The 24,549-nt window shown below is 67.5% G+C and carries 26 protein-coding genes; 23 read left to right on the top strand and 3 right to left on the bottom strand.

The genetic code is table 11. The features are described 5' to 3' along the window. Window positions 1-576: 576 nt before the first annotated feature. A complete protein-coding gene (locus ODE13_RS04210; protein ID WP_322478111.1) occupies window positions 577-1,041 on the top strand; it encodes a hypothetical protein in 465 nt (154 codons plus the stop codon). A gap of 12 nt (window positions 1,042-1,053) precedes the next feature. On the opposite strand, the gene ODE13_RS04205 is transcribed toward ODE13_RS04210, so the two are convergent. Together ODE13_RS04205 and ODE13_RS04200 are read right to left on the bottom strand one after the other, a co-directional pair. Beyond that, a complete protein-coding gene (locus ODE13_RS04205) occupies window positions 1,054-1,656 on the bottom strand; it encodes a hypothetical protein (RefSeq protein ID WP_322478110.1) in 603 nt (200 codons plus the stop codon). A gap of 42 nt (window positions 1,657-1,698) precedes the next feature. Beyond that, on the bottom strand, window positions 1,699-2,427 hold the full coding sequence (locus tag ODE13_RS04200; protein ID WP_322478109.1) for a hypothetical protein: 729 nt from the start codon (window positions 2,425-2,427) through the stop codon (window positions 1,699-1,701). Window positions 2,428-2,598: 171 nt separating this feature from the next. Here ODE13_RS04200 and ODE13_RS04195 point away from each other — a divergent pair, with 171 nt between their 5' ends. From ODE13_RS04195 to ODE13_RS04180, 4 genes are all read left to right on the top strand, one after another. After that, complete coding sequence (locus tag ODE13_RS04195; RefSeq protein ID WP_322478108.1) at window positions 2,599-3,048, top strand: hypothetical protein; 450 nt, start codon at window positions 2,599-2,601, stop codon at window positions 3,046-3,048. Beyond that, window positions 3,045-3,989 (top strand): hypothetical protein, encoded by a 945-nt coding sequence (locus tag ODE13_RS04190; RefSeq protein WP_322478107.1) that lies wholly within the window; start codon window positions 3,045-3,047, stop codon window positions 3,987-3,989. Before ODE13_RS04195 ends, ODE13_RS04190 begins: the two co-directional genes overlap by 4 nt. Before the next feature lie 188 nt (window positions 3,990-4,177). Beyond that, window positions 4,178-4,591 carry a hypothetical protein gene (locus ODE13_RS04185; RefSeq protein WP_322478106.1) on the top strand — a complete coding sequence of 138 codons (414 nt, stop codon included), beginning with the start codon at window positions 4,178-4,180 and terminating at the stop codon, window positions 4,589-4,591. An 87-nt stretch (window positions 4,592-4,678) separates the two neighbouring features. Then, entirely contained in the window at window positions 4,679-5,344 is a 666-nt protein-coding gene (locus tag ODE13_RS04180; protein ID WP_322478105.1) for a hypothetical protein, read from the top strand. A 65-nt stretch (window positions 5,345-5,409) separates the two neighbouring features. Here the strand turns inward: ODE13_RS04180 and ODE13_RS04175 are convergent, their stop codons facing one another. Further along, window positions 5,410-5,868 carry a hypothetical protein gene (locus ODE13_RS04175; RefSeq protein WP_322478104.1) on the bottom strand — a complete coding sequence of 153 codons (459 nt, stop codon included), beginning with the start codon at window positions 5,866-5,868 and terminating at the stop codon, window positions 5,410-5,412. A gap of 652 nt (window positions 5,869-6,520) precedes the next feature. Between ODE13_RS04175 and ODE13_RS04170 the strand changes: the two genes are divergently transcribed. The 18 genes from ODE13_RS04170 (at window position 6,521) to ODE13_RS04085 (ending at window position 24,535) form a co-directional block, all read left to right on the top strand. Further along, window positions 6,521-7,012: a hypothetical protein gene (locus tag ODE13_RS04170; protein ID WP_322478103.1), complete on the top strand. Its 492-nt coding sequence runs from the start codon at window positions 6,521-6,523 to the stop codon at window positions 7,010-7,012. Then, window positions 7,009-8,463: a phage terminase large subunit gene (locus ODE13_RS04165; protein WP_322478102.1), complete on the top strand. Its 1,455-nt coding sequence runs from the start codon at window positions 7,009-7,011 to the stop codon at window positions 8,461-8,463. The genes ODE13_RS04170 and ODE13_RS04165 overlap by 4 nt, the downstream gene beginning before the upstream one ends. 138 nt (window positions 8,464-8,601) lie before the next feature. Next, window positions 8,602-10,044 carry a phage portal protein family protein gene (locus tag ODE13_RS04160; RefSeq protein ID WP_322478101.1) on the top strand — a complete coding sequence of 481 codons (1,443 nt, stop codon included), beginning with the start codon at window positions 8,602-8,604 and terminating at the stop codon, window positions 10,042-10,044. After that, window positions 10,041-10,946: a hypothetical protein gene (locus ODE13_RS04155; protein ID WP_322478100.1), complete on the top strand. Its 906-nt coding sequence runs from the start codon at window positions 10,041-10,043 to the stop codon at window positions 10,944-10,946. Before ODE13_RS04160 ends, ODE13_RS04155 begins: the two co-directional genes overlap by 4 nt. Window positions 10,947-10,989: 43 nt before the next feature. Beyond that, window positions 10,990-12,498: a phage protease gene (locus ODE13_RS04150; protein WP_322478099.1), complete on the top strand. Its 1,509-nt coding sequence runs from the start codon at window positions 10,990-10,992 to the stop codon at window positions 12,496-12,498. Then, a complete protein-coding gene (locus ODE13_RS04145) occupies window positions 12,498-12,872 on the top strand; it encodes a capsid cement protein (RefSeq protein ID WP_322478098.1) in 375 nt (124 codons plus the stop codon). Before ODE13_RS04150 ends, ODE13_RS04145 begins: the two co-directional genes overlap by 1 nt. A 27-nt stretch (window positions 12,873-12,899) precedes the next feature. Further along, window positions 12,900-13,787 (top strand): hypothetical protein, encoded by an 888-nt coding sequence (locus ODE13_RS04140; protein ID WP_322478097.1) that lies wholly within the window; start codon window positions 12,900-12,902, stop codon window positions 13,785-13,787. A gap of 30 nt (window positions 13,788-13,817) precedes the next feature. Then, a complete protein-coding gene (locus ODE13_RS04135) occupies window positions 13,818-14,300 on the top strand; it encodes a hypothetical protein (RefSeq protein ID WP_322478096.1) in 483 nt (160 codons plus the stop codon). Window positions 14,301-14,302: 2 nt separating this feature from the next. Next, complete coding sequence (locus tag ODE13_RS04130) at window positions 14,303-14,917, top strand: hypothetical protein (RefSeq protein WP_322478095.1); 615 nt, start codon at window positions 14,303-14,305, stop codon at window positions 14,915-14,917. Between the two features lie 6 nt (window positions 14,918-14,923). Next, window positions 14,924-15,385, top strand: coding sequence for a phage virion morphogenesis protein (locus ODE13_RS04125; RefSeq protein WP_322478094.1), 462 nt, complete (start codon window positions 14,924-14,926; stop codon window positions 15,383-15,385). Next, window positions 15,382-15,978, top strand: a complete 597-nt coding sequence (locus ODE13_RS04120; protein WP_322478093.1) for a hypothetical protein — start codon at window positions 15,382-15,384, stop codon at window positions 15,976-15,978. The genes ODE13_RS04125 and ODE13_RS04120 overlap by 4 nt, the downstream gene beginning before the upstream one ends. A gap of 41 nt (window positions 15,979-16,019) precedes the next feature. Further along, the gene (locus ODE13_RS04115; RefSeq protein WP_322478092.1) at window positions 16,020-16,478 is read left to right on the top strand and encodes a hypothetical protein; all 459 of its coding nucleotides are present in this window, start codon (window positions 16,020-16,022) and stop codon (window positions 16,476-16,478) included. A gap of 3 nt (window positions 16,479-16,481) precedes the next feature. After that, a complete protein-coding gene (locus tag ODE13_RS04110) occupies window positions 16,482-17,954 on the top strand; it encodes a hypothetical protein (RefSeq protein WP_322478091.1) in 1,473 nt (490 codons plus the stop codon). Between the two features lie 19 nt (window positions 17,955-17,973). Further along, window positions 17,974-18,378 carry a hypothetical protein gene (locus ODE13_RS04105; RefSeq protein ID WP_322478090.1) on the top strand — a complete coding sequence of 135 codons (405 nt, stop codon included), beginning with the start codon at window positions 17,974-17,976 and terminating at the stop codon, window positions 18,376-18,378. Window positions 18,379-18,642: 264 nt separating this feature from the next. Then, entirely contained in the window at window positions 18,643-19,212 is a 570-nt protein-coding gene (locus tag ODE13_RS04100) for a hypothetical protein (protein WP_322478089.1), read from the top strand. A gap of 80 nt (window positions 19,213-19,292) precedes the next feature. Continuing rightward, window positions 19,293-19,439: a hypothetical protein gene (locus ODE13_RS04095; protein WP_322478088.1), complete on the top strand. Its 147-nt coding sequence runs from the start codon at window positions 19,293-19,295 to the stop codon at window positions 19,437-19,439. A gap of 18 nt (window positions 19,440-19,457) precedes the next feature. Continuing rightward, window positions 19,458-23,870: a tape measure protein gene (locus tag ODE13_RS04090; protein WP_322478087.1), complete on the top strand. Its 4,413-nt coding sequence runs from the start codon at window positions 19,458-19,460 to the stop codon at window positions 23,868-23,870. After that, window positions 23,870-24,535, top strand: coding sequence for a LysM peptidoglycan-binding domain-containing protein (locus ODE13_RS04085; RefSeq protein WP_322478086.1), 666 nt, complete (start codon window positions 23,870-23,872; stop codon window positions 24,533-24,535). The genes ODE13_RS04090 and ODE13_RS04085 overlap by 1 nt, the downstream gene beginning before the upstream one ends. Window positions 24,536-24,549 lie beyond the last annotated feature (14 nt).

Here is a 24,549-nt window from a genome sequence, read left to right as displayed (position 1 = left end):
GCAGACGAGCTCGCAGGCATCGTACGGAGATGTCAGGGACCTCCCCGAACACGTTTACGATCTCATCCCGCAGATCGCCGAAAGCCAGGATGAGGTGAGTGCCGGGCTCCCGTCGTGTATGAGAGTAGGTCGGCACAGTCCAACCTCTTGGAAATGACCTCAGCGCTTGAGTGAGCAACTCAAACTCAGCGCGCAGGATCTTCCGATGGCGCTTCTTCTGTACTGCGGCAAACGCGAATAGAGCCTTACGAATCTCGAAAGTGGACACTCGTCGAGTGTCTGCAGCCCGGGTTCCGGCGACTCGAGGCTTGGGGAGGTCGTACAGTTCGCCAGTTGGGCTCAGTCGGTAAGTGGCTTCTACTACGTCAGCACCGAGTATCACAGAGTCTGTCCGGCGGTGCCGGGTCGACTCTCTCCAGTAGAAGTAAGAGCTGATCACCCCGCCAACACCAGCCCCGAAAAGGGAAGCAAGAAAGGGTATGGCCCACTCATCAATCGGCAACAAGAGATCCATGATCCAACTCTACGATCCCGACCCACTCACCAGGTGGCGGAACTTCTCTGAACGGAGGCACCATGCCCACCCTCTGCCCCGATGACGGGTCCTGCACCTGTGACTGCCACGGCCCGCGCACCCTCGGCGAGCTGGCCGGGATGGCCCGGCCGCCTTGGGAGGACTGTTGCGGCCCCGGGCTGACCTGGGGGCTCACCTGGCCCGACCCGCCCACCAGCCTGGATGACTGGCCGACCTGCTGGTGCGGCTCCGGGCTGCTGGCCACCAGTTTCGGCGGTGACCCGGCAATCGCGCCGCAGGTGATCCTGTACAGCTCCCGGTGCTGCCTGGGCTGGTCACTGCGGGCCGACAGGGGAGACCGGCACAAGGACGGCGCCATAGGCACCCTCCCCGGCTGGGCCGAACCCCTCCACCGGATCGGCGGCTACAGGACCCTGCACGCAATCAACCGCGGCGAACAGCCGCCCGAACCCGACCGGCACGAGGTGCGCCTCGCCGACGGTACCGCACAGCCTGCGCTGTTCTGACCCCGGGCGGCGTCACACTCCAGGGGAGATCCAGTAGACCCGACGGTTCTTCCCTTCGGTGAACCCCAGCTGCTCGTACTTCCGCACCAGCTCATCACTGGCAGCTGACGCAACCAGAACGGCACCGGGCGGCAAAGTATCCCTGAGGCGAAGAGCCATCTGCACAGCCGACAGACGCGTCCCGGGCCGCTGCGCCAAAGCGGCCACCTGCCACCGGCGCCCCCGCGGAGTCTCCCTGCCAGTCGGCAGGGTCATGGATCCCTGCCCCAGAGCTGTTGCACCTGCTAGCAGCAGGAACATGAGCACCGCCCAGTACGTGGTTGCCCAACCAAACCCGTGGACCTCGAAGATCCAGACATACACCGCGAACAGCGGCACCATCATGACCGCCACGATCAGGAACTCGACCACCACCCGGTAGCGGCCGAAGATCACCATCCCGTCCCCTTGGGGCGTCTCATACAACTGGCCCCTGATCGCGTACGGCGCCAGCATCAACACCGCCAGAGGAAACGCCAGGACCGCGGAGAGGCGGGTCTTCACGAAAGCGGTAGCCATCAGCCACGCCAGAGAGAACGCGCGGGACGGGCGAGCAGGGGCAGGAGGGGCAGTCACGCGTTTCAGCCTATCGCCCAGTCCACTCAGCGCCACCGTCGCTCAGCGGCCCCAGAGCTCCCAGGCCACAGCCTCCATTGCCTTCGCCTGACGCTTCTCCACGTTATTGCCGTCGCCCGGATTCTGCTTGGTCTCCCAGTCATAGTCCTTCATGCGGAGGGACACCGTCTCTGAATACACCCTCTTGGCGAACCAGGCGGTCTTCCAGTCCCGACGAGTGGGATCCTGGTACTTGACCGTGACCGTGAACTCATCGGGCGCGACTGGCAACTCCAACCTTCTGGGAACGGTGGCCTCGCCATCGCCGGATTTCGAGGCCGTCTTGACATGACGATCCCGGTGCCTCTTCTCCTCATTCTCAAGCTCACGGTTCGTCCAAATGTTCGCCAACGCCTGTCCCGGAGCGAGCACCCGCGTCGGCTCCTCGAAACGTCGCCGCATGGATTTCGCAGACGCATCACGGATCGGCAGTGAGTTCTCATCCTCCTCGAACTTCGGCAACGGCGGGTCAATCGTCACACGCACGTCGCGGGCCGAAGTCGCGCCGAAGTTCTTGACAACCAGGTACAGCGCGCCGTGAACGAAAGACGGGCCGATCTGGGCGTACGGGACGACGATGGGCCGCGTGCGCTCGTGACTGTCGCGAACGGCTCGGACGAGAGCCCCAATGGCGATGATAGCCGTGAAGATCGCCGCCAGCGCGCTGAGTGGACCTGCCACGGGGTCCAATGGCTCAAGAGGTTGCAGCCACTTCGCGACGGTCTCGAACATGTGTCCCTCCAAGGTGCCGGGTGTGATGTCCCGCCATCCTATGAGGAGCCGTCGACGCCGCTCCGAGAGCTGTGGAGAACCTCACGACGTGTCCCACCCAGCACGTACCCTGGATTCATCCAGGGCCCGCACAGCCCTGGTCACTCGCAACGATGAGAGGAAGCACGGAACATGTCCGAGCTCATGCTTTCCCAGACCGCCCGAGAGGACGCGGTGGCTATCGCGTCGGTCCGGCTCCGCCGGCAGCACGCAGCCCGCCCTAAGGACGACCCCGCATGGGAGGCGTTCGAATACCTCATCCACACCAAGAAGCTCGACCCGCTCCTGGAGTTCTACGTCGAGGCCTACTGCTACGAACCGAAACGGATCTTCGATGAGCAGTGGCTGACCCCGCAGGAGTTCCAGGAGAACATCAACGACATTATCTCGAACCGGCGGCTCCCCCGGCCTATCGCGCTCACTGCCGGGTTCTTCCGATACTGGGACCAGCTTCAGGAGCCACTGGCCCACGAGACGGCACAGGTGATCCTGGAGCTGATCCGACCGCAGAAGCGGATGACGGACTGGGACGCCGACCGCGCCCGCCGGGGGCTGGACGCTGACGGGGCGGTGTGGGCGTGAGAGACATCCTGGACCAGGCGATCCAAGCCGCGAACGATGACAGCACGCCCCTCACCACCGTTCTGAGGAACCTGCTCACCGTCGGCCACCGGATCGGATCGGCCGAACTCAAAGAGTGGGCGGCGAACGAGCTCCACGGCTACGGGGACGAACCACCACGGCTACCCCACTACAGGAAGGATATTCGCGCCGCCATTTCTATGACCTTCGTCCCCCTGTACGGACGGGGGCAGGATGTCCGCTACATCTCCCCTACCGATGTTCCCAATGATGATGGGTTCCGAGACAGCCTGTTCAAGGAGCAACTGACCCAGGCGGCCAGCGAGATCACCGAGTGGGCGGGCAAGGACAAGGGCCCCTCTTCTCAGATTGGGATGCACGCGGTCAACCAGCTGCGTCGGTGGGGCGACGATGGCAGAGCGCCCGCTGCGCCGCAGTACGTGCTGGATAGCGTGAAGAAGGAGCTCTCGCCGGCCACCGTCACGGGCGTGGTGGACCAGATTCGCACCACCGCACTCGAGCTGTGCCTCGGTATCGAGTCGGAGCTCCCGCCGGACGGGGCAGCGGACGATGGGCCGCGCCTGGCCGATGCCGGGCCGGGCATGCCGGAGCGGGTCAACAACTTGACAATCCAGCACGTGTACCAGGGAGCGACCGGGCACGTGTATCAAGCGCAGCACATCGACGTAACGGTAAACCCAGGAGACGTGGACGGCCTCCTGAGGGTGGCTCGGGAGCTTGGCCTAGGTAACGACGCGGTATCGGAGCTCCGGGAGGCTGTGGAGGCCGACGGCAGGACGATTGGAGATCGGGTCAAGGGCTGGGTTGGGAAGGTGAAGCAGGGCGCGTTCAAGATCACTGGGGAGGCCTCGGCTCAGATCATCGCAGGCCAGATGTTGCTTGCGCTGGGCCAGTTCGGCGGTTCCATCCCCGTGATATAGGAATGCCACTGAGTGACCGACTAGTACCGTCGATTGAGGAGATGAAGACGATGAGCTCTGATGTTCGATACTTGTTGTCCCTCGGCGTGAGTGTCGAGGAGGTGGCGCGGCGTGCTGGCCGGACTGTCAGCGCCGTGCAGGCTGAGCTGGACCGGGACCAGCCGCGCACGAGGACGAGGGAGGACTAGGTGTTCAAGGACAAGTTCATCGGTGGTCCCCTGGACGGTGAGGTGCGGGACGTCGCGCAGGAGACCCTGGGCGGGGCCAACGTGCGGGACCGGGAGACCCAGGTGGAGTACGCCCGTGCCCCGCATCTGGACACCGAGGACGTGCGGGCGTGGATCGTGGCAGCCCCAGAACCTGAGCCGGTCCTGCAGCAGGCTCCTGCCCCCGCGGTGCGGCGCGCCCCGACACCGCCACTCTTCCCACCCGACGATGACCCGGTGCAGGTCATCGTGGAGAACAAGAGGTGCCTCACTCTCGGCGAGGTAGCACGGTTCGTGGACGCCGCCCGGGCCAACGGATGGCAGGACCACCAGGAGGTCGAGGGCGTCTCTGGCTGGTCCCTGCGGCTGAGGAAACTCTCCATGCGGAAGAACTAAACACGCGGAGTCAACAAGACCCCATTATGGAGTCTAGGCGGTACCATTGAACCGGATCACACAACCCGGCTTCGTGAGGTGCACCCCGTGACATCCCGCCAACTCTGCCCCGCCTGCACACACCGCGAGAACCACCTCATCGACCCCGACTGCCTCATCTGCGACGGCATCGGCATCATCTACCTCGGCGACCCCGCCCTCACCATCTACCCAGCCGAGGTCGTCGCGGAAGCAGTCACCATCACCCTCGAGGCAGCCGCCCGCCTCGGCGACACCACCGGTACCCTCTCCGACGACCGGCAGGCCCACCTACGGGCCGCGCTCCACGACCTGCGCGACGCCGGCCTCCTCGACTCCGAGACCACCACGCTCACCCGGGCCATGGCATCCAAGACCGGGAGCAGGAATCCGGCTGTGGCGCTGGCCGCGGAGGTGATCCAGGAGCCCATCAGCGGCCTGGACCAGCTGCTCCCCCACGCGGACCCCCACGAGTACGCCGAGAGTGACAGGCCGGGCCGCAGGGGCACCCCTGTGCTGTCGGCCAACGGGCACCCGTCACACCTTGCGAGGGTTTGCGACCCGCGGGACTCGACACTGGACACCCGGGCTGATGTGCGGCGGCGCCGGCGGAAGTCCCGACAGGCGAGGGTGCTGTCCGAAGCGGCACGAAAGGCCGCCGGCCTGAAGCGTGTTCAGCCCTCCTCCGCCCACCAGAAAGAGACGCTGCCCGCCAGAGCTGAGATTGCAGCATGATTTGCAGTGCAGGACTCGGCGCATACGATAAGCAAGCGCCACTGCGAATCCGCCCGCAGATCGCGCTACTGGAGGTGATGTGCCATGTCGCGACACTCATACTCGGACGCGTAGATTAGCTCCATCTCCGGGTACCCATTCGGCAATCGCTGATCGATGCCGCTGTAAAAGGTGTCCAGCGCGACCCAGGGATCGTTTCCACGTAGCCATTCATCCAGAGAGTACTCGAGCGCAAGGCACCCTCGGTCAGAGTCAATGCTCCTCATGAAATTGCTTCCGATCTGCTCGGCAACTTCCAGGTCCACTCCCGGTTGGATGACATCCGCATCATCCAGCGTGAACCCTCGCTCAGCGAGACTGTAGTAGAACTCAGCTCCGGAGGGCGCTGTCATCTCTTCGAACTCTTCGGTTGGAAGCCACCCAGAGTCCTCACCTGTCTCGATGGGGAAGTCATCCGCAGTCGTGTCGTAGTCTCGTGGTTCCGGTTCACTAGGCACGTCGTTTTCACGACCGCATCCTGCCACCAGAACAGACCCAACGACTGCCAAAGAAAGTAGCAGGGCTGACGAAGAACAACTTCGCGACGAGTCCAGAGGCCTATGCAACATTTGATGCCCTCCTGTTGAGCACTCTCGTTGTCTGGGCGTCAGCAATGAGGCCTAGTGCTTGTCATCATGGAAGCCCGAAACTTGATGCCACTCTAGCCGGCATCAGTGACCTGGGGCCATGATCGATCGCGCCCCGTCCTTGCGGAAATCCCGTCCACCCCCGTTCGCGGTCACCCTGCGTGCCGCTGCCGTTTCCTCGATGTTCGCTCCTGGATCCATGGTTCGATCGTGCGGCGACGCCAGGCCGCCGAGTCCTTCCGGCCACGGGGCGAGTCAGACCGGAACCGGTCAGGCAAAGGAGCCCGGCCCTCGCAGGGTGGCAGGTCATGGCGGCCAGGCTTGCCGTCGCGGCGGCGCTTGTCCGTCCGGGCTTTCTCGACCTGGAGGGACCGGACGCTGATCCCGATGGCCTCAGCCACCTCGGGGAGGGTGATCATCTCATCTGGTGCACTCATGACACACCAACTATAGCACCGTGGGGGTCATCCCGTCCCCCACCATCGCCCGGCACAGGTCCAAGGTTGAACCCACCGAGACAACCCGCACGACCCCGAACGGAGCCACCGACATGGGAGCAGCCCGCCGCCGCACAGACAAGGCCACCATGGAGCAGCGCAAAGCCTCCGCCCTCGACCTCCTCGCCCACGGCCACACCTACGACCAGATCGCCAAGACCCTGGGCTACAAGTCCAAGGCATCCGCGTACAACCTCGTCCAGCAAGCCCTGGAAGAGCACGTGAAGCAGAACGTCGAGGCCATCCAGGAGATCCGCGCCCGCGAGCTCCTGCAGCTCCAAGCCCTCGAACACAAGCTGCTCCCGACCGTGCTCGACGCCGACTTCACCATCCTGCACGGCCGGGACCTGTTCCCCGTGCTCGAGACCGTCGACCGGATCGTGAAGATCAAGGAGCGCCGCGCCAAGATGCTCGGCCTGGACGAGCAGGCAGACATGCAGCTCGGCTCCAACGGGAACATCCAGGTCATCATCGACGGCACAGTCGTGGACAAGACCCGATCCGAGGTCGAGGTGGAGATCCCCGCCGACGGAGGCGGCCAGTGAACGGAGGCCCCCTCCGGTACGACTACACCCCACACCCCAAACAGGCCGAAGCCCACAGCGTCCTGGTGGACGAGCTGCTGTTCGGTGGGGCGGCCGGCGGCGGCAAGTCGCATTGGGCGCGGGCGGAGGCCATCTCCTTCGCCGTCCAGGTGCCCGACTCCCGGACCGTGATCTTCCGCCGCACCTTCCCCGACCTGCAGCGCTCCGTCGAGGAAGAGATGAAGAAAGAGATCCCCCAGGGGCTGGCCACCTACAACCACTCCAAGCACGTCTGGACCTTCGCCAACGGGGCGATCATCGAGCTTGGGCACCTCCAGCGGAAGGACGACGTCCTCAAGTACCAGGGCGCCCAGTACCAGCTCTGCGTGTTCGAGGAGGCCACTCACTTCACCGAGTCCCAGTACCTCTACATGAAGTCCCGGCTGCGCGCCGCAGGGGCCGTGCAGAAGCGGATGAGAGAGTTGGGTCTCCGCCCCCGGATCATCGCCACCGCGAACCCCGGCGGGCCCGGCCATCACTTCATCAAGGCCCGCTTCGTGGACCCTGCACCCGCGGGGAAGATCTTCCGCACCACCCCCACCCCGGATGAGCCCCGACCCGGAACCCGGTGCTACATCCCCTCCAGGGTGACCGACAACCCCAGCGTGAACCCTGAGTACATCGACATGCTCAACGCCCTGCCCGAGACCCAGCGCAAGGCTCTGCGCGACGGCGACTGGGACGTTCTGGAAGGCGTCCGATTCAAGGACTGGCGGGCCAGCGCCCACGTCATCCGCCCAGAGCAGCTGCCCGTCCCGATCAGCACCGGGCAGAAGGTCATCGCCGTGGACTACGGGCACGCGGCCCCGTTCGCCGCCGTGTGGCTGGTGAAGCTCACCGACGACATGGTGGTCGTCTACAGGGAGGCCTACGCCAAGAACCTCACTCCCGCCCAACAGGCTGAGCTGATCCGCGACCTGTCATCCGACGAGGAGGCCCGCTCCGGGGAGAAGATCCCGGTGGTGTGTGACCCGTCCATGTGGAACAGGTCCACAGCCGGGGCTGCGAAGTCCCTGAACCCAGACAAGCCCGCCCCCGGTACTCCCGCCCACGCCTACCAGCAGGTCCTGGGCCGCACCCCGATGAAGGCGGTCAACGCCCGCGTCAACGGGTGGGCACTCGTGGACGAGCACCTGCGGATCCGTGAGGACGGGCTCCCCCGGCTGCTGGTCCATGACCACTGCGTGGAGCTGATCCGTACCCTGCCGGCCCTTCCCCGGGACCAGAAGCGGCCAGAAGATGTGGACACGACCGCGGAGGATCACCTGGCGGACAGCCTCCGCTACGGGCTGATGTATCTGGCTGGGAAGCGGGTTCTGACGGCGAAGGAACAGCAGCAGGCTGCAGACCAGTTGCCGGTCTCCCCGGGGGCGAGGTCGCTCACGGCCGGGCTGGGGCAGGCTGCGTTCTGAGCCGCCCCGTCCCACACCGGGGCGAGGACCGGCCGGATCGTGGGGTGTATGGCGACTCCTCCGACTCATGAGCAAGGCACCCCCGGCGGTATCCGCCCGTCCTGGAACCCCCACACCGGGGGGCAAAGCACGTTCGAGGTGGACCCGCTGGAGCGGTCCTGGGAGTTGCAGTTCCCGCGCAGCATCGCTGTGTTCGATCGGATGCGGTCCGAGGACGGGCACGTCGGGTCGGTGCTCTCCGCGCTCACCTTGCCGGTGGTGAAGGCCGACTGGCAGCTCGACGCCGAAGGGGTGGATGAGAAGGTGGCGCAGTTCGTGCGCTCCGAGCTGGGGCTACCCGCGCCAGGTGAGGCGCGGGCCCGACGGCGTCGGGAGGGCATCTCCTGGACCGCGCATGTCGAGCAGGCCTGCCACATGCTCTGGGCCGGGTTCATGCCGTTCGAGCAGGTCTACAGCATCGGTCCAGCTCGTGCGGATCAGGGCGTGACCGGTGAGGTGGTGCATCTGCGGAAGCTGGCCCCCCGGTTGCCGAGGACGATCCAGCGGATCGAGACCGGCGCGGACGGTGGACTGGTCGCTGTGCATCAGGAGACAGCAGACCCGGCTACGGGGCGCAGGGGTATCAGCATCGGGGTGGACCGGCTGGTGATGTACACCCACCGGATGGAGGGCGCCGACTGGTCCGGGCGCAGCATCTTGCGGCAGGCGTATAAGCACTGGCTCATCAAGGACGTCCTGATCCGCCTCGACGCCCAGGCCGCCGAGCGGAACAGCATGGGTATCCCTGAGGTCACCTACGACCGTGACAACGCCGAGGACCGGGCCCGGGCGGAAGCGATCGCGACCTCCCTGCGCGCCGGCGAGTCCGCCGGGGTAGCCCTACCCACGGGCATGAGCCTGAGCATCAAGGGCGTCCAGGGGTCCACCGTGGACCTGATCGAGCGGATCAAGTACCACGACCAGGAGATCGCCCGATCAGCTCTGGCCATGTTCCTGGACCTCGGCCACGACGCTGGCGCCCGGTCCCTGGGCGAGACGCTGCGGGACGTGTTCATGGACAGCGTGCAGGCCTTCGCGGACAGCATCGCCGAGACCGCGACCGAGCACATCGTCCGCGACCTGGTCGAGTACAACTTCGGCCCCGACGAGCCCTACCCGACCATCACCCCTGGTGACCTCAAAGCCGCCCAGGGCATCGCACTCGACGCCCTGGTGCAGCTGGTCAGCGGCGGCGTGGTGCGGGCCGATGATGACCTGGAGTCCTGGGTGCGCACCCGATCCGGGCTGCCCCCCGCCGACGCGGACACCTCCCGGGTGCCGTCGGAGACCGCGGACAACGCGGAGACCGCTGGCGCGCTGGTCCGTGCCGGGTTCGAACCGGCGGCCTCGGCACAGGCCGCCGGTCTCGGGGACCTCCCGCACACGGGCATGGCGCCGGTCACGGTCCAGTCCGCCCGCCTCAACGCGGATGAGCGCACCCCGGTCGCGGCGTCGCAGCCTGCCCTGGCTGGGGTGGATGAGCTGATCGCGGAGCTGCTGCAGAGCTACCAGGGGCGCCGGCGGCGAGGTGACCGCCAGTGACCCTGGACCAGAAGCGACTGCTCACAGTGCTGCTAGCTGCTGAGCATCAGGAGACACTGCGGATCACCGACGAGCAGGCCCAACGCCGATCCCCCAGCGTCGCCCAGCGTGCCCTGCTCGCCCACGAGCTGACCGCCCAGGTACGGTTCGCCGACATCGAGGACGACCTCGACACCGCAGTGGACGAGGCCACCGCCCTGCTCGAGGACCTGCACACCGAGGTGAAGTCCCTGATCCTGGTGGAGATCTTCGGCGAGGACCGGGAGCCGCGGTCCCCGGCTGAGGCGCACGAGGTCATCCACCGGCTCACTACCGACCAGCCCGACCAGGTGCAGGAGTCCGAGGCCCGGGTGGGTCTCGCGATCGCGGGGATCCTCGCCGGCCTCTACCTGGCCGGTGGGCGAAGGGTTATCGAGGAAGCCGAGAGGCAAGGCGTCCCCACCAGTGCCCTGTCTCCCGCCGCGTTGCCGGTCGAGGCGTTCCAGGAGCAGGCGGCCACTGTGGCGCAACACCCGTGGCGGCGGATCACCCGCAAGATCGAGGACGACCTCTCCGACCAGGCCACCCTCGCCCGCCCGCAGATCACGCCCGACGAGGTCGAGCGGGTGCTCGATGACATCAGGATCGACGGGTCCCGGGACCAGGCCCGCCAAGCCACCCAGACCACCGCCGGCCAAGGCCGGATCGACACCGTCGAGCAGACCCCTGAGCTGGAGCCAGATCAGATCTGGTCCTCCGAAATCATGGACGGCAACCAGTGCCCCGCCTGCGAGGAAGTCGACGGCCGAGACTTCGCGTCCCTGGCAGAAGCCCGGCAGCTATACCCGAACGGGCCGCACATCAACTGCCACGGCGGCGCCCGGTGCAGGGGCACCCTGATCTTCCTGTTCGGCAGCTCCTGACCCCGTCCCCCAACCGGCCCCATGGGGGAATGACCCTGAGGGCATGGACTACACGACCGTCACAGGAATCGAGATCGTCAAGGTCGGCACCCACAAGGCCGGCACCGGCGAGTTCACCGTCACCGCCGAGGACCTGCACCACATGGTGGAGGCCGCCGAGTCTGGGCGGCTCCCGAAGCCAGTGGTGAAGATCGGGCACGTCAACGCCGCAGTGGAGAACCCCGAGTGGGGCGACGGCGCACCCGCCTACGGGCAGCTGACCAACCTGCAGGTCTCCGACGACGAGACGACCCTGCTGGCCGACTGGGTGAACGCGCCTGCCGATCTTGTGGAGAAGCTGCCCTCGGCCTACCCGCACAGGTCCATGGAGGCCACGTTCAACATGGTCCTTAAGGACGAGCAGGGCGATGTGGCTGAGCAGTACCCGGCGGTGCTGACGGGTCTGGCGCTGCTGGGTGCGACCCCGCCGGCGGTGAAGAACCTTGCCGAGGTGCACACAGCGTTCAGCGACAAGATCACCGGCCGGCTGGTGCATGCCTCCGGGGGCGAGCGGGTGCAGGTGGCTGCGTCTCTGCCTGGTGAGATGACGAAGCAGGAGCTGGACGATGCACTGCGCGCCGCCGTGAGGTCCCTCGAGGTGGCCGGTGATGTGATGTGGCCCTACCTCATCGACTGGGACGACACCCACGCCTTCTACGAGATCGAGACCCCCACCGGGGTGGGCACCTTCCAGCGTCCGTACCGGGTCGACGGGAACCAGGTCGTCTGGACCGGAGACCCCGAGCAGGTGGTCGCCCGGCACACCTTCGAGCCCGTCACCGACACCGCGAGCCAGGTCAGTGCGGGGACCGTCCCACACCAGCATGCGCGGGCCTCTGATCCTGGTGCCACGGACGCCGCCGAGCCGGTGGCGGAACCCGCGACCGAAGGAGAAACCCCCATGCTCAGCGAAGAGACCCAGCAGGGTCTGCGCCAGCAGCTCGGACTCCCCGCCGACGCCACCGCCGAGAAGGTGGTCGAGGCGGTGAACAAGGCGTTCGAGGCCAACGACACGACCAGCGGCGACACCGGCACGGCCAACGCCGACGGTGAGACCCCCGCCGACGACACCGGTCAGGAGGGTGACGGTGAGGCTCCCGCCGAGCAGTCCCCGGCCGCTCAGCCTGTGGCCGCCTCCGCACCGTCCACCGTGCAGGTCTCCGAGGCCCGTCTGGAGGAGCTGCTCAAGGACCACGCCGAGATGAAGATCCAGCTCTCCGACATCCAGGCGGAGCGGCAGGCCAGCCACGTGGACGAGCAGATCACCGCGGCCAAGCGCGCCGGGAAGATCAGCCCCCGCGAAGAGGCCAACGTCCGCGCCCTGTTCTCCGAGGCGCCGGAGGCCGCCGAGAAGTTCCTGTCCAACCTGTCCCCCACGATCCCGGTCGCCGAGGTCGGCACCCACGAGGCCGTCATGGCCTCCGGTGACGACGAGGTCGCACGCCTGCAGCGCCAGGCCCGCCGAGAGCTGCTGGGGCTTCCCACCGACACCACTGAGAGTGAGGCCCGCTGATGCCTGCCAACACCGTTGCACCGTTCTTCAAGCCCGGCCAGGACATCACCGGCCACGCCACCGAGGACATCACCGGAAAGCGGTTCGTGACCGCTGCGCCGGGTGGCCGCGGAACCCTGCCCCACATCGCCCCCGCAGCAGCCGGTGACCCCGTGCTCGGGGTCGCAGGGCACGACGTCGAGGACGGCGACAACGTGCACGTCCACGTCGCCGGTGTCGTCACCGTGACCGCCGCCGATGACATCACCGCCGGCACCGAGGTGTCCGTCGGCGCTGACGGGCAGGTCGCTCCCACCTCCGAGGGAGCGGTCGTCGTCGGTTACGCCGTCGCCAACGCGGCCACCGGGGCCGACGCCCCGATCCTGCTCAAGTGAACCTGACCTGGAAGGAAACCACTTCAAATGCCTAACACTGGCTTCTACCCCCCGGCGAAGGTTCAGCCGAAGCTGCGGGACTACATCTCCAACCCGACCGAGATCCGCCGCGACCTCGATGAGCTGATCAACCGGGCGACGATCGCGGACTACGCGTTCGCGCAGGGCCCGGCGAACAACGGTGCCGTGGTCTACGACGAGGTCACCGGCCTCGTGGAGGGCGAGCGTGAGGCTGAGGCCATCGCCCCCGGTGCCGAGTTCCCGCTGCTGGATGGCGCTGCTGTGACCCCGCAGACCGCCAAGGTCCAGAAGTACGGTGGCGCCGACCACATGACCTGGGAGTCGATCAACTTCAACGAGTGGGACACGATGCAGCGCAAGCTGCGGATCCTGCGGCAGAAGGTCATCCGTAAGGTCAACAAGGTCTCCGTGGATGCCCTGGTCGCGAACCAGAACGTGCGCACGTTCGGAGTCGGCACCGCCTGGGGTGAGTCCGGGGCAGACCCGGTGGGTGACATCATGCGCGCCGCCGCCGTGGTCGAAGCCGACGAGGACTTCACCTACCAGGCGAACCTCGCCCTGGTGAACCCGCTGGACAAGCAGGACTTCCTGCTCTCCCGTGACATCCGCGACCAGTTCCCCCGAGAGAGCCGGGAGCTGAACCCGGCCCTGTCTGGGGACATCGACGGCATCGCCGGCCTCGAGTGGATCACCTCCTCCTCGGTCCCGCAGGGCACGATCTACGCGTTCGAGCGTGGCGTGGTCGGGTCTGTCCGGGACTCGGGCGGTGGGCTGCAGGTGAACACCTTCACCGACAACGACCGGCAGCGTGAGGTCGTCCAGGCGTGGAGGCACATCGTCCCGATCATCACCGACCCGCTCGCCGCGGTGAAGATCACCGGATTCCGCAACTGATTCGAACAGACGTAGGAGGGCCTGGTCAGCATGGCTGCACGGCAGAGGAAGACCCAGCAGAGCACGACCCAGAAGAGCACCACGGCGTCCAAGGCCAAGCAGGCTGAGGACCAGGTGGAGGAGACGGTGGAAGCCGGCGCCGAGGCGCAGCCTGAGGGCGCGTCAACCGTCGAAGACACCACCGCCATCAGCGATGGTGCGCAGGACGGCGGCTCTGGGGGTGATGCTGACCAGGACCCTCCCGCCGAGAGTGGCGGGGCTGACCCGCTGCTCTCGCGGTTCGTCACCGGCGAGCCCCAGGCGCAGGAGACCCCTGCCGAGGAGGCCCCGACGGACGCCCCGGTCGAGGAGGCGCCGGAGACGCCTGTGGACGCTGACGCACGGGTGCAGGCTCAGGTGGTCGCGGACATCTACGCCCGGGCCGGTGCCTCCGCCCGCAAGGGTGACACGATCACGGTCACCGGGGCGCAGCTCGCCCGTGGTGTGCGGGCCGGGATCCTCCGGGCGGTCTGAGCATGTCCGAGCAGGACTCCACGGTGGCCTGGGGTGTCTCCGTCGCCGATGTGGTGGCGGTGGCATCCCAGGCCGACGTGCATCTCAGCGTCGACGGCGGCGCCGTCGTCCAAGACCCGGCATCAGGAAACGACGTCTGGGACGGCACCGCGCAGCCGAACATCGGCCGGCGCGTGTCCCTGGAGAACGTGACCACATGGATCAGCCGAGTCGGAGCCATGGTCTCGACCCGGCTTCACCGGCGCTCCCGGCTCTCCCAGTCGGCCCGGGACGAGTTCGAGATCGCCATGGGCACCGTGGTCGAGGTCGGAGCCGCCGCCTACCTGGTCGACGCGGTCTACCCGCAGCGGGCCGGCGTCAACGACCAGGGCTCCTACGGGAACGTGCTGTGGACCCGGTACCGGCAGGGCCTGGACGACCTCGAGGAAGCCCTCGACTCCCGCATCGGTGACGGCGACGAGGACGAGACCCCCGACACCGCCGGGGCCCGTGCGGCCGCGGCATTCCCGCCCGTGGTGTTCACGGACCCGTGGGTGCGGGAGAACACCGGCCACCTGCGCCACCGGCCAGACGCGTCCAGCCGGTCTCCCGGTGCCGAGACTCCGCACAGGTGGTGAACCCTCATGCCGGCCATGCTCGACATCAGCGGCGACGGGTTCGACAAGCTCTCCCTGCTGCTGGACCGGTTCGCTGAGAACGTCAGCAACCTGGCGCCCCTGTTCGATCAGATCGCTGATGACTTCGCGAACACCCAGCGGGAGAACTTCCGCACCGCCGGCGCCGTCTACGGGCTCTGGACCCCGCTGTCCCCCGCCTACGCCGCCTGGAAGGAAGCCCACTACCCAGGGCAGCCGATCCTCACCCGCACCGGACTGCTGCGCGACTCTCTGTCCAGCCGGCCCTTCGGTGTGGAGCACATCGACCAGACCCGCATGGTGCTCGGCACCCAGGTGCCCTACGCCCGATACCACCAGGACGGGGCAGGGCTGCCGCGCCGCCCGATGATCAACCAGCCCACCCGGGGCGAGATCCGCCGGTACGGGTCCATGCTGCACCGGCACGCATTCGAAGGAGTGACCTCATGATCGGCCACGAAGGTGTCGCCACCGCCCTGGTGCGGCTGCTCAGAGACCGGGGCGAACCAGCCGCCCGCATCGTGGAGACCCAGCTGGGAATCCCGGCGGGCGCCATCCAGGTCCCGACTGGGGAGAACATCCACCCGACCTGGCTGGACGTGGTGGCCAAGGGCACCTTCCCCACGTGGATGGTCGTCTCCCAGGACACACCGCTGCGCCGTACCGGTCGGGCGGCCAGCGTCGACGGCGGGGATGACGAGCACGACTGGCTGTACCCGTTCGTCATCGTGAGCCACGTGGTCGGGCGGGATGAGCGGCACGTGGAGCTGCAGCGGTACCGGCTGATGCTGGTGGTCCGCACGATCCTCATCCAGACCAAGCTGCTCATCAAGGCCGGGGACGAGGGTGCCCGCATCCTGGTGGACGACATGCAGGAGGTCGTCGGGGGCATGTCCCAGAACCCGGAGACCAAACGGTACCTGATGGAGGGCCGGAACCACTTCCACGTGAAGACGACCGAGCTCACCCCGGCGATCCAGGTCCCGTGGGGGCCCGCCACCTCTGTGGAGTCTGACGCCCGGGTGATGGACGACGAGGGGTGACCGTCCCACACCCGCCCGGTGGTGGCGGTGAGCCTGGGGTCATGAGCCGACGAATCCTTGTCCACAATGCCGGTCCCGGGGCGCTGGTCTTCACCCAGGGCGGCCGGGTCCTGTCCCCGCACAAGACGGCCGAGTCCGACCCGGGAGACCCGGTGACTGCCCGCCTGGTGGCCGCCGGTCGTCTCATCGACGTCACCCCCACCCAGGAGGCTCCGGTCACCGGCGTGGAGGCCCACGAGCCTGCTGAGGGCACCACGAGCCAGGTGGCCGCTCCGGCTGGCAACGCTCCCCGCACCGAGTGGGAGGCCTACGCGCTGACCCAGGGGCTCACCGAGACGGACCTCGAAGGGCTGGGCCGCAACGACATCCGCGATCTCCTCACCGACGGGGACACCCCGGCCGGTGAGGAGAACACCACTGACTCCCCCGTGGACGGGGAGACGTCCACCCAGACGGCCACCAGCCCCGGTGACGCCGACACATCCGAGAAGGAGCAGTAAACCATGGCACGACGCATTGGCGTTGAACTCACCTCGGGCGTCCGCAGCGGCCCGACCAACACCGGGACCCCGTCCGGGATCCTTCACCTGGCCGGACTCGCAGAGAAGGGCCCCACCAGCCGGGCCGTGACCGTCCGATCCTTCGCAACCTACACCCGCCTCTACGGCGACCGGGCGCCCTACGCCGGGAACCTGTTCGACGCCGCCCGACTGTTCTTCGAGGAGGGCGGCTCCGAGCTGCTGGTCTCCCGCGTGGTCGGCCCGGCCGCGTCCGCCGCTTCGGTGGACCTGCTCACCCCCGACGACGGCGAGGGCGGCGGACAGGAGCCGGTGGCCCGGATCCAGGCCAACGACTTCGGCGGGTTCGCGAACCAGTGGTCTGTCCGGGTTGAGCAGGACGACGAGACCTACACCGTCCAGATCCTCGACGGCGACGACGAGGTGCTGGCCGCATGGCGCGGCATCGACAGCGTCGAGGAGCTCGTCACCCGGTCGGCCACCAGCACGGTGGTCACCATCACCAGCCTCACCGAGGACAGCGGGTCTCTGCTGCTGGAGACCGGAGACTTCGACCTGCAGGATGGAGACGACGACCGGGAGTCCATCGGCACCGAGGACGTCATCGACGCCCTGCACAAGGCAGGAACCGACGGAGAGGGCGGCGCCGTGGCCGTGCCCGGCTACCCGGCCGACGTCATCGGCGGTCAGCTGGCCGACTACGCATCCTCGTCCCGGAAGATCGCGCTGCTGTCCGCTGATGCTGACGCCACCCTGGGTGAGGTGCAGAGCCTCGCCGCAGAGCTGCAGTCCAGCATCGACGGCCAGTACGCCGGACTGTTCTTCCCCCACGTGACGATCCCGGACGGCAACGCGTCCCGGGTCGTGTCCCCTGAGGCATTCGTGGCCGCACTGCGGGCACGGGCGTTCTCCACCGGCCAGTTCTGGTCCATCCCCGCTGGTGTGCAGCGAGGACGCGCCCGGTGGGTCGTGGGCACCGCCACCCCGATCAGCGCGGACCTCAACGACCAGCTGGACGAGGCACACGTCAACGGCATTCAGACCAACGGGTCCCGCATCTACCTCAACAACTGGGCGTCCCTCGCGGTCGACCGGGACAACTTCGAGTTCCTCTCCGCCCGGGACGTGCTCAACAACCTGAAGGTCCAGATCCAGCGGGTCCTGGAGCCCTTCGTCTGGGAGACCATCGACGGCCGCGGCCACCTGCTCTCTGACATCGAGGGCGCCGTCACCTCGATCCTGTCCCCGATCGCGAACCAGAACGGCTTCTACGCCGCCACTGACTCCGAGGGCGAAGAGCTCGACCCCGGATACCGGGTGCTCGTGGACGCCACCAACAACAGCACCGAGACCGCAGCGGACAACCGGGTCCAGGTCGACGTGTCCGTCCGGCTGTCCCCGGCGGCCAAGCTGATCCAGGTCGAGATCGTCAAGGTCGCTCTCGGCGCGGCACTCTGAGAAAGGAAACCCCTGACCGATGAAGACGACTCAGCACCAGTTCCGCGTCAAGGTCTCCGGCATCCCCGGCACCTTCAACACGTTCTCCGGCGGCGGCATGGAGCGCGAATCCACCCAGTCGTGGAACGGCGGATCCCCGAACTACGACAACCTCTCCGGCCCGGCCACCTACGCGAACATCGAGGTGTCCCGACCGCACCGGCTCTCCGACGAGGAGTGGCTGTCCCAGTGGCGCAACGGGGAACGCATCCGGCGGGCCACCGTCACGAAGCAGCCCCTGGACGAGAACCTCGTCGCCGTGGGCAAGCCGGTCACCTACGAGCAGTGCCTGCTGGTGGGCCTCTCCGAGCCGGACACCGAAGCCGGGTCCGCCGCGGAGGCGATGGTGTCGCTGACGTTCGCGACGACCGGCCCCGCCCGGTGACCCGCTGATCTTCCCCAAAGGAGGTCCTGCTGGCTTGCTTCCTGCCGGCGGGCCCCCCTTGGGGAACAGTGCCGCCACCCGTCGTCTCGGGGGTGGCCACCCGTGGGACGGCACCTGATGATCCTCCCCTGCGATGGTGCGAGCGCAGGGTTCAGGTGCCGTCCCACACTCATGCCCGGGCACGCCTGAGTCTGGGGTCATCCCCGGTGACGCACACGATCCGGGGCGACCGAGACACCAGCAACACGATTGGACGTGACACCCGTGTCAGAGCAGACCAGCACCTTCGGCACCGTCGAGAACGCCACCAGCACCGGCCCCGCCTCCGCCCCCGTGGAGCCGCCCAAGGACGCCGCCCCGGCGTCCATCCTGGACGAGATCGTCGGCTCCCTCGAGAACTCCGAGGACGACCACCTCAAGATCTGGGAGGTCCCCGACCGGCCCGGCTTCGAGCTGGAGTTCTCCACCTACCTGGGATCGGCGGACTTCAAGCGCCACCAGACCGCAGCCCAGACCGGCAACCGGAAGACCCGCCGAGGCCGCGGCGCCGCAGAGGGAATCGACCAGTTCCAGCTCAGCCTGGGGCTCGTCCGGGAGCTCTCCACCCGGATCATCTTCCAGGGTCAGGACGTCCGTCAGTCCGACGGGCAGCTGATGACCCTGAACAGCCCCGAGTTCCTCGCGCTGATCAAGCGCACGAAGTGGGGCCGAGACATCTCCACCCAGGCAGAGGCCGTCGAGGAGTTCCTCACCGCCGGGTACCTGGTGCAGCTGGGTGACTCGATCATCACCGAGGCCGGATACGCCGGGGAGACCGCGCCGGTAAATCGCTGACGCGGCTCGCCGAAGACCTGCGGGAGGACCCCCGCTTCCAAGACGCCGTCAACATCGCCCGAGCCCTCGGCATCGACCCGGTGACCGTCCTGGAAGAGACCGACCCCTACCTGCAGGCCTCCCGGCTGGCCGCGGCCCAGATGATCGCCGACGACCAGAAGAAGCAACGGCAAGAGCAGCAGAAGAAACAGGCGCAGGCCAAAGCAAAGGGCCGGCGCCGCCGATGAACTGGAGGAGGGCGGCAGGTGGCACAGGAATCAGTTTCCCTGGTTGTCGAAGTCCAGGACCGCGCCACCGCCGCCCTCGACCAGGTCAACAAGAGCATCGATGACACCGCCCGCAAGGTCGACAAGGCATCGAAGGACACGGGCCGGTCCACGCGGGGGCTCTCTGACGGGTTCGACCGCGCCTCCCAGGCCGTCCACCGGTCCACCACGAACATGGGCAAAGCCCTGCAACGGTTCACCGGGGGCGGCAGCACAGCACTGCGCCGCTTCACCTCCGGGGTAGGCGACCGGTTCGGCCAGGCCCGGGAGTCAATGTCCCGGTTCACCCAGCACGTCGGGTCCTCGGAGACCCGACTGGGCCGGTTCCTGCAGTCTGGCCGCCAAGGGCTGAGGAACTTCGCCACCGGGTTCCGAGACTCCAACGCCGCCGCGTCCACCTTCACGGGCCGGATGGGGTCCCTCGGCGGGGTCATGCGCACCGTCTCCGACAGGGCCAAGAGCATCGGCTCCTCCGCCGCCAGCGGGCTCGGAGCCATGCGCCGCTACCTCTCCGACTCATCCACCATGGGTGGCCGAGTCGTGTCCAGTATCGGGGGCATCGCGTCCGCGGCTGGCCGGGCCGGTTCCGCGATCGCGTCCCGGGTGACGTCCGCTCTGTCCTCGGCGGCTTCGACGGCCACCAAGATCGTCGGAATCGTCGGCGGCATAGCCGGGGCCGCCGCCATTGGTGGTGGTGTCTCCCGCGCCATGAACATCGAGGACACCGAGGCCCGGCTGCGCGGTCTCGGCCGAGGCGCCGATGAGATCGAGTCCCTGATGGGGGACGCCTCAGACGCTATCTGGGGTACTGCCTACCGGCTGGACGAGGCCGCCGGTGTGGCCGCCACGTTCTCGGCGGCCGGGGTTGAGGGCGGCGACGACATGCAGCGCATGCTCTCCCTCGTCGGAGACAACGCTTTCGCCGCCGGCCAGTCCTTCGAGGAGATGGGCAACATCTGGGGCCGCGTGGCCGCCTACGGGCGACTCGACACCCAGACGATGAACCAGATGATGGACCGGCAGATCCCCATCCTGGACGGCATCACGGAGCACTACGGCATCACCCAGGACGCCGCCCGCGAGATGGTCACCAACGGGGAGATCGACCTCAACGCGTTCGCCGACATCATGGAGAACGTGGTCGGCGGGGCCGCCCAGGAGATGGCGACCACCACACGGGGCGCGTTCACCAACGTGCAGGCCGGCGCCATGATGCTCGGTGAGCAGGTCGTCGGCCCGCTGATGCAGATCTTCCGAGGCGCCTTCAACGCCCTCCAAGAGATCCTGTTCGCCAGCGTAGAGGTCATCTCCCCCGTCTTCGAGGTACTCACGGAGCGAGCCACCGACTGGGCGGAGGCCTTCGGTGAGTCCGGCATCGACGTCGCGGACCGCATCCGGACCCTCGTGGAGCCCATGGAGGATGTCGCGGAGCTCATGCGCGACGGGGTTCCCCTGGTCGAGGCGTTCGCGGAGGCGTTCGACATCGACCTGTCCGATGGGCTGCTGGGCACCCTGGTGGACCTGGTCCAGACGGGGCTTGAGCTGTCTCCCCTGGCTGGGATTGTCCGGGGACTGGCCGACGCCGGGGCCGAGGTCGGCGAGGCTTTCAGCGGCGCGTTCGGCGTCATCATGGACACCGTGGGCGAGGTCGCGCCCATCATCGGTGACGCGTTCGCGGACATCGGTCGGGCGCTGGCTCCGCTGCTGGCCACTGCCGCCACGACGCTGGCCGGACTGATCGAGGCTGTCCTGCCGGTCGTGATGGAGGTCGTCGCGATCGTCGCGGACCTGCTGGCCGACCTGCTGCCCGTGATCACGGAGGTAGCCGGAGAGCTCGCAGGTGCCCTGCTGGGGGTACTCGAGGCGCTGCTGCCTGCTCTGCTGCCGATCGTGGACGTCGTCGCGGACCTGCTCCTCACTCTGGCGCCCATCGTCGGTGACCTCGTCGTGGCCCTGTTACCGGTGCTGGACATCGTCGGGGAGCTCGCCGGGGTGCTGGTGGCGCTGCTGGCTCCGATCCTCGATCAGGTGGCTCACGTGCTCGGGGTGGTGGCCGAGTTCGCTGTGGACCTGGTGATTGCTCTGCTGCCTCTGGTCGAGGTCGTACTCGACGTGGCGGTCCAGCTGATCGAGGCGCTGCTGCCCGGGATCGAGGCCATCCTCAAAGCGCTCGAGCCGCTGCTGCCAATTTTCCTGGACCTGCTCCTGGTGATCCTGACTCCGCTGATTGGGGTGATCACGTTTGTCGCGGAGGTCATCGCGGACGTGCTCGTGTGGGCACTCGAGCTGCTCGCTCCGGTCCTCGAATGGGTCGCCGACGGGCTGGAGATGTTCGCCTCCTGGCTGGGTGACAAGCTCGGCGACGACGTCGATATCGCCGGTGGCGCGGTCCAGTGGTTCACCGACACCCTCGAGTGGCTGGGCGATATCTTCGAGCCCATCCTGGACGACCTCGGCGAGGCGTGGGAGTGGCTGGCCGAGGTCATCCCCGAGGTGTGGGAGGACCACCTCGAGCCCGCGCTCGATGAGTTCGGGAACTTCCTGCTGTGGCTGTGGGAGGACGTCGCTGACCCGACGCTGAGCTGGATCCTCGACAAGTGGGACGAGCTGGGGCTCGGAGTCTCCGACCTGTGGGAGAACGTCCTGCAGCCGACCATCGAGACTCTGGGCGGGGTCATCGTCTGGCTGTGGGAGAACGTCGTCTCCCCGTACCTGTCGAACGTGTGGGGTGCGTGGCAGACCTTCGGTCGCATCCTGCTCTGGGTGTGGGACGAAATCCTGTGGCCGACGATCACCACACTCGGTGACACGATTCAAACGCTGTGGACTGATTACGTATCCCCGGCGCTTACGAACATCGGCGACGCCTGGGAGACACTCTCGTCCACGCTCTCCCACGTGTGGGAGACGTACATCAAGCCGATTTTCCAGGCCGTCGGCGATTTCGTGAACGACGAGCTCGTGCCGCGAGTCGAATCCGGGCTCGAGCTGATCACCGACATCTGGGAAGGCATCAAGGCGGCCTTCGCCGACCCCGTGAACTTCGTGATCGACACCGTCTGGAACGACGGCCTGCGCGTCGCGTGGAACACCGTGGCTGGGCTGGTCCCCGGCATGTCCGAGCTCGACGCGGTCCCCACCGTCAACGCCTACGCCAAGGGCGGCACCACCGAACGAGGCCTGGCGCTGGTCGGTGAGGAGGGCCCCGAGCTGGTGTGGATGGGCGGCGGCGAGTACGTGTCCACCGCCTCCGAGACCCGGGAGCTCCTCACCCAGTCCCTCGTGGACTCCGGGCAGGACGTCCCCGCACACATGGAGTCCGACCTGCTGGGCAACTCCCCGGCCGAGTCGCTGCTGCCCGCCGGGGACGGGTTCTGGTCTGGTGTCATCGAGGGCGCAGGGAACATCGTCTCCACCATCGGGGACGCGCTCGGCAGCCTCGCAGACTGGTCCATCGGCAGCCTCGTCTCCAACGCGAAGGAGGCCGTCTTCGGACCGGTCATGAGCATCGTGGAAGGTGCCGTGTCCGACATGGGCGGTTTCGGTGACATCATCACCGGGTTCGCCGAGATGGCCATCGACGGGCTCACCAGCATCTTCGGCGGACACGACGACTCCGCCTCCGAGGGTGGGGTCATGATCGAGGGAGAGTTCGAGGGCGCCCGCGGCACCACCTTCCCCGTATCCCACGGCCCCGTCACCTCCCGGTACGGCCCCAGGTGGGGCTCCCACCACGCCGGGATCGACATCGCCGGCGGCGGGCCCGTCTTCTCCCCCTGGAATGGGATCGTCGCCGCCACCGGGTCCAACATCGGCCCCGGCCGGACCGGGCTCGGCGTGCTCATCAGCCACGGCGACGGCATCTGGTCCTACACGGGCCACCACCCAGTCGGAGGCATCACCGTGTCCCCCGGGCAGGAGGTCTCCGGCGGGCAGCGGATCGGCGCGCAGGGCGCGACCGGCAACGTCACCGGCATCCACACCCACGCCGAGATCCACAAGGGCCGCCCCTGGGCCGACGTCAACCCCGCCCCCTACCTGCTCCGCGACGAGGGCGGGATCCTGCCCCCTGGCCTGTCCCAGGTCCTCAACCTCACCGGCGGGCCCGAGTACATCCTCAACCGGCCCCAGTTCGACACGGTCGCTGACCTGCTGGACCTCTGGTCGCAGGCACCCGCCGCACCCGAGGCGCCTGACGCCCCGATCGTGCCCGCACCCACGAGTGCCGGCGGCGGGGACACGATCATCTACGAGCGCAACGTCACCATCGAAGAGGGCGCGTTCCAGTTCACCAGCACCGGAACCGGCGACGACGCCGAGGAGCTCTACGACGCTGTGAAGGAAGCCCTCGAGGAGGTCCTCGAACGCTCTGAGGAAAGGGACTACGCCTGATGCCCACCACCCGCATCATCTCCGGCCGCACCACCTCCACCCGGGTCCGCATCCAGGCCCAGGGTGGAGGCACCCGCGACCTGCCCGTGGCCCCGCCGCAGTGGTCCACCGACGGCGGCGCCGAGATCGTCCAGCTGGAACGTCCCGGACGCGAAGCACTGACCCGCATCGAGGGGCCGAAGAAGGACACCCTCTCGTTCAGCGTCGCCCTGGGGAACATCGACTGGACCACCAGCATCCAGCACCAGATCGACTGGCTCACCAAGCAGCGCGACGAGGGACGACGCATCAAGTTCTCCGGTATGCCAGCCCAGTTCTCCGGCTGGTGGCACATCGAGTCCATGCCGGTGGAGGTCACGCAGATGACCCCGGACCACAAGATCAGCCGGGCCACCGTGTCGTTCAGCCTCGTGGCGGCTCTGGACTTCACGGGCAAGGTGCAACGCACGCCTCCTCCGCCGCCGAAGAAGCCGAAAGCTCCGAAGGCGAAGACCCCGGTTTACCGCACCCACACTGTGGTGTCCGGGGACTGGCTGTCCAAGATCGCCGGACGCTACCTGGGTGACATCAACCGGTGGCGGGAGATCTACAACCTGAACAAGGACAAGATCAAGAACCCGGACCTCATCTTCCCTGGGCAGGTGTTCAAGATCCCGCCGAAGTAGGCCCCTCCCCCACC

It is taken from the genome of Nesterenkonia sp. HG001 (genome assembly GCF_034438835.1).
In the GTDB taxonomy this organism is placed as follows: domain Bacteria; phylum Actinomycetota; class Actinomycetes; order Actinomycetales; family Micrococcaceae; genus Nesterenkonia; species Nesterenkonia xinjiangensis.
This window is presented reverse-complemented; position numbering and strand designations above follow the sequence as displayed.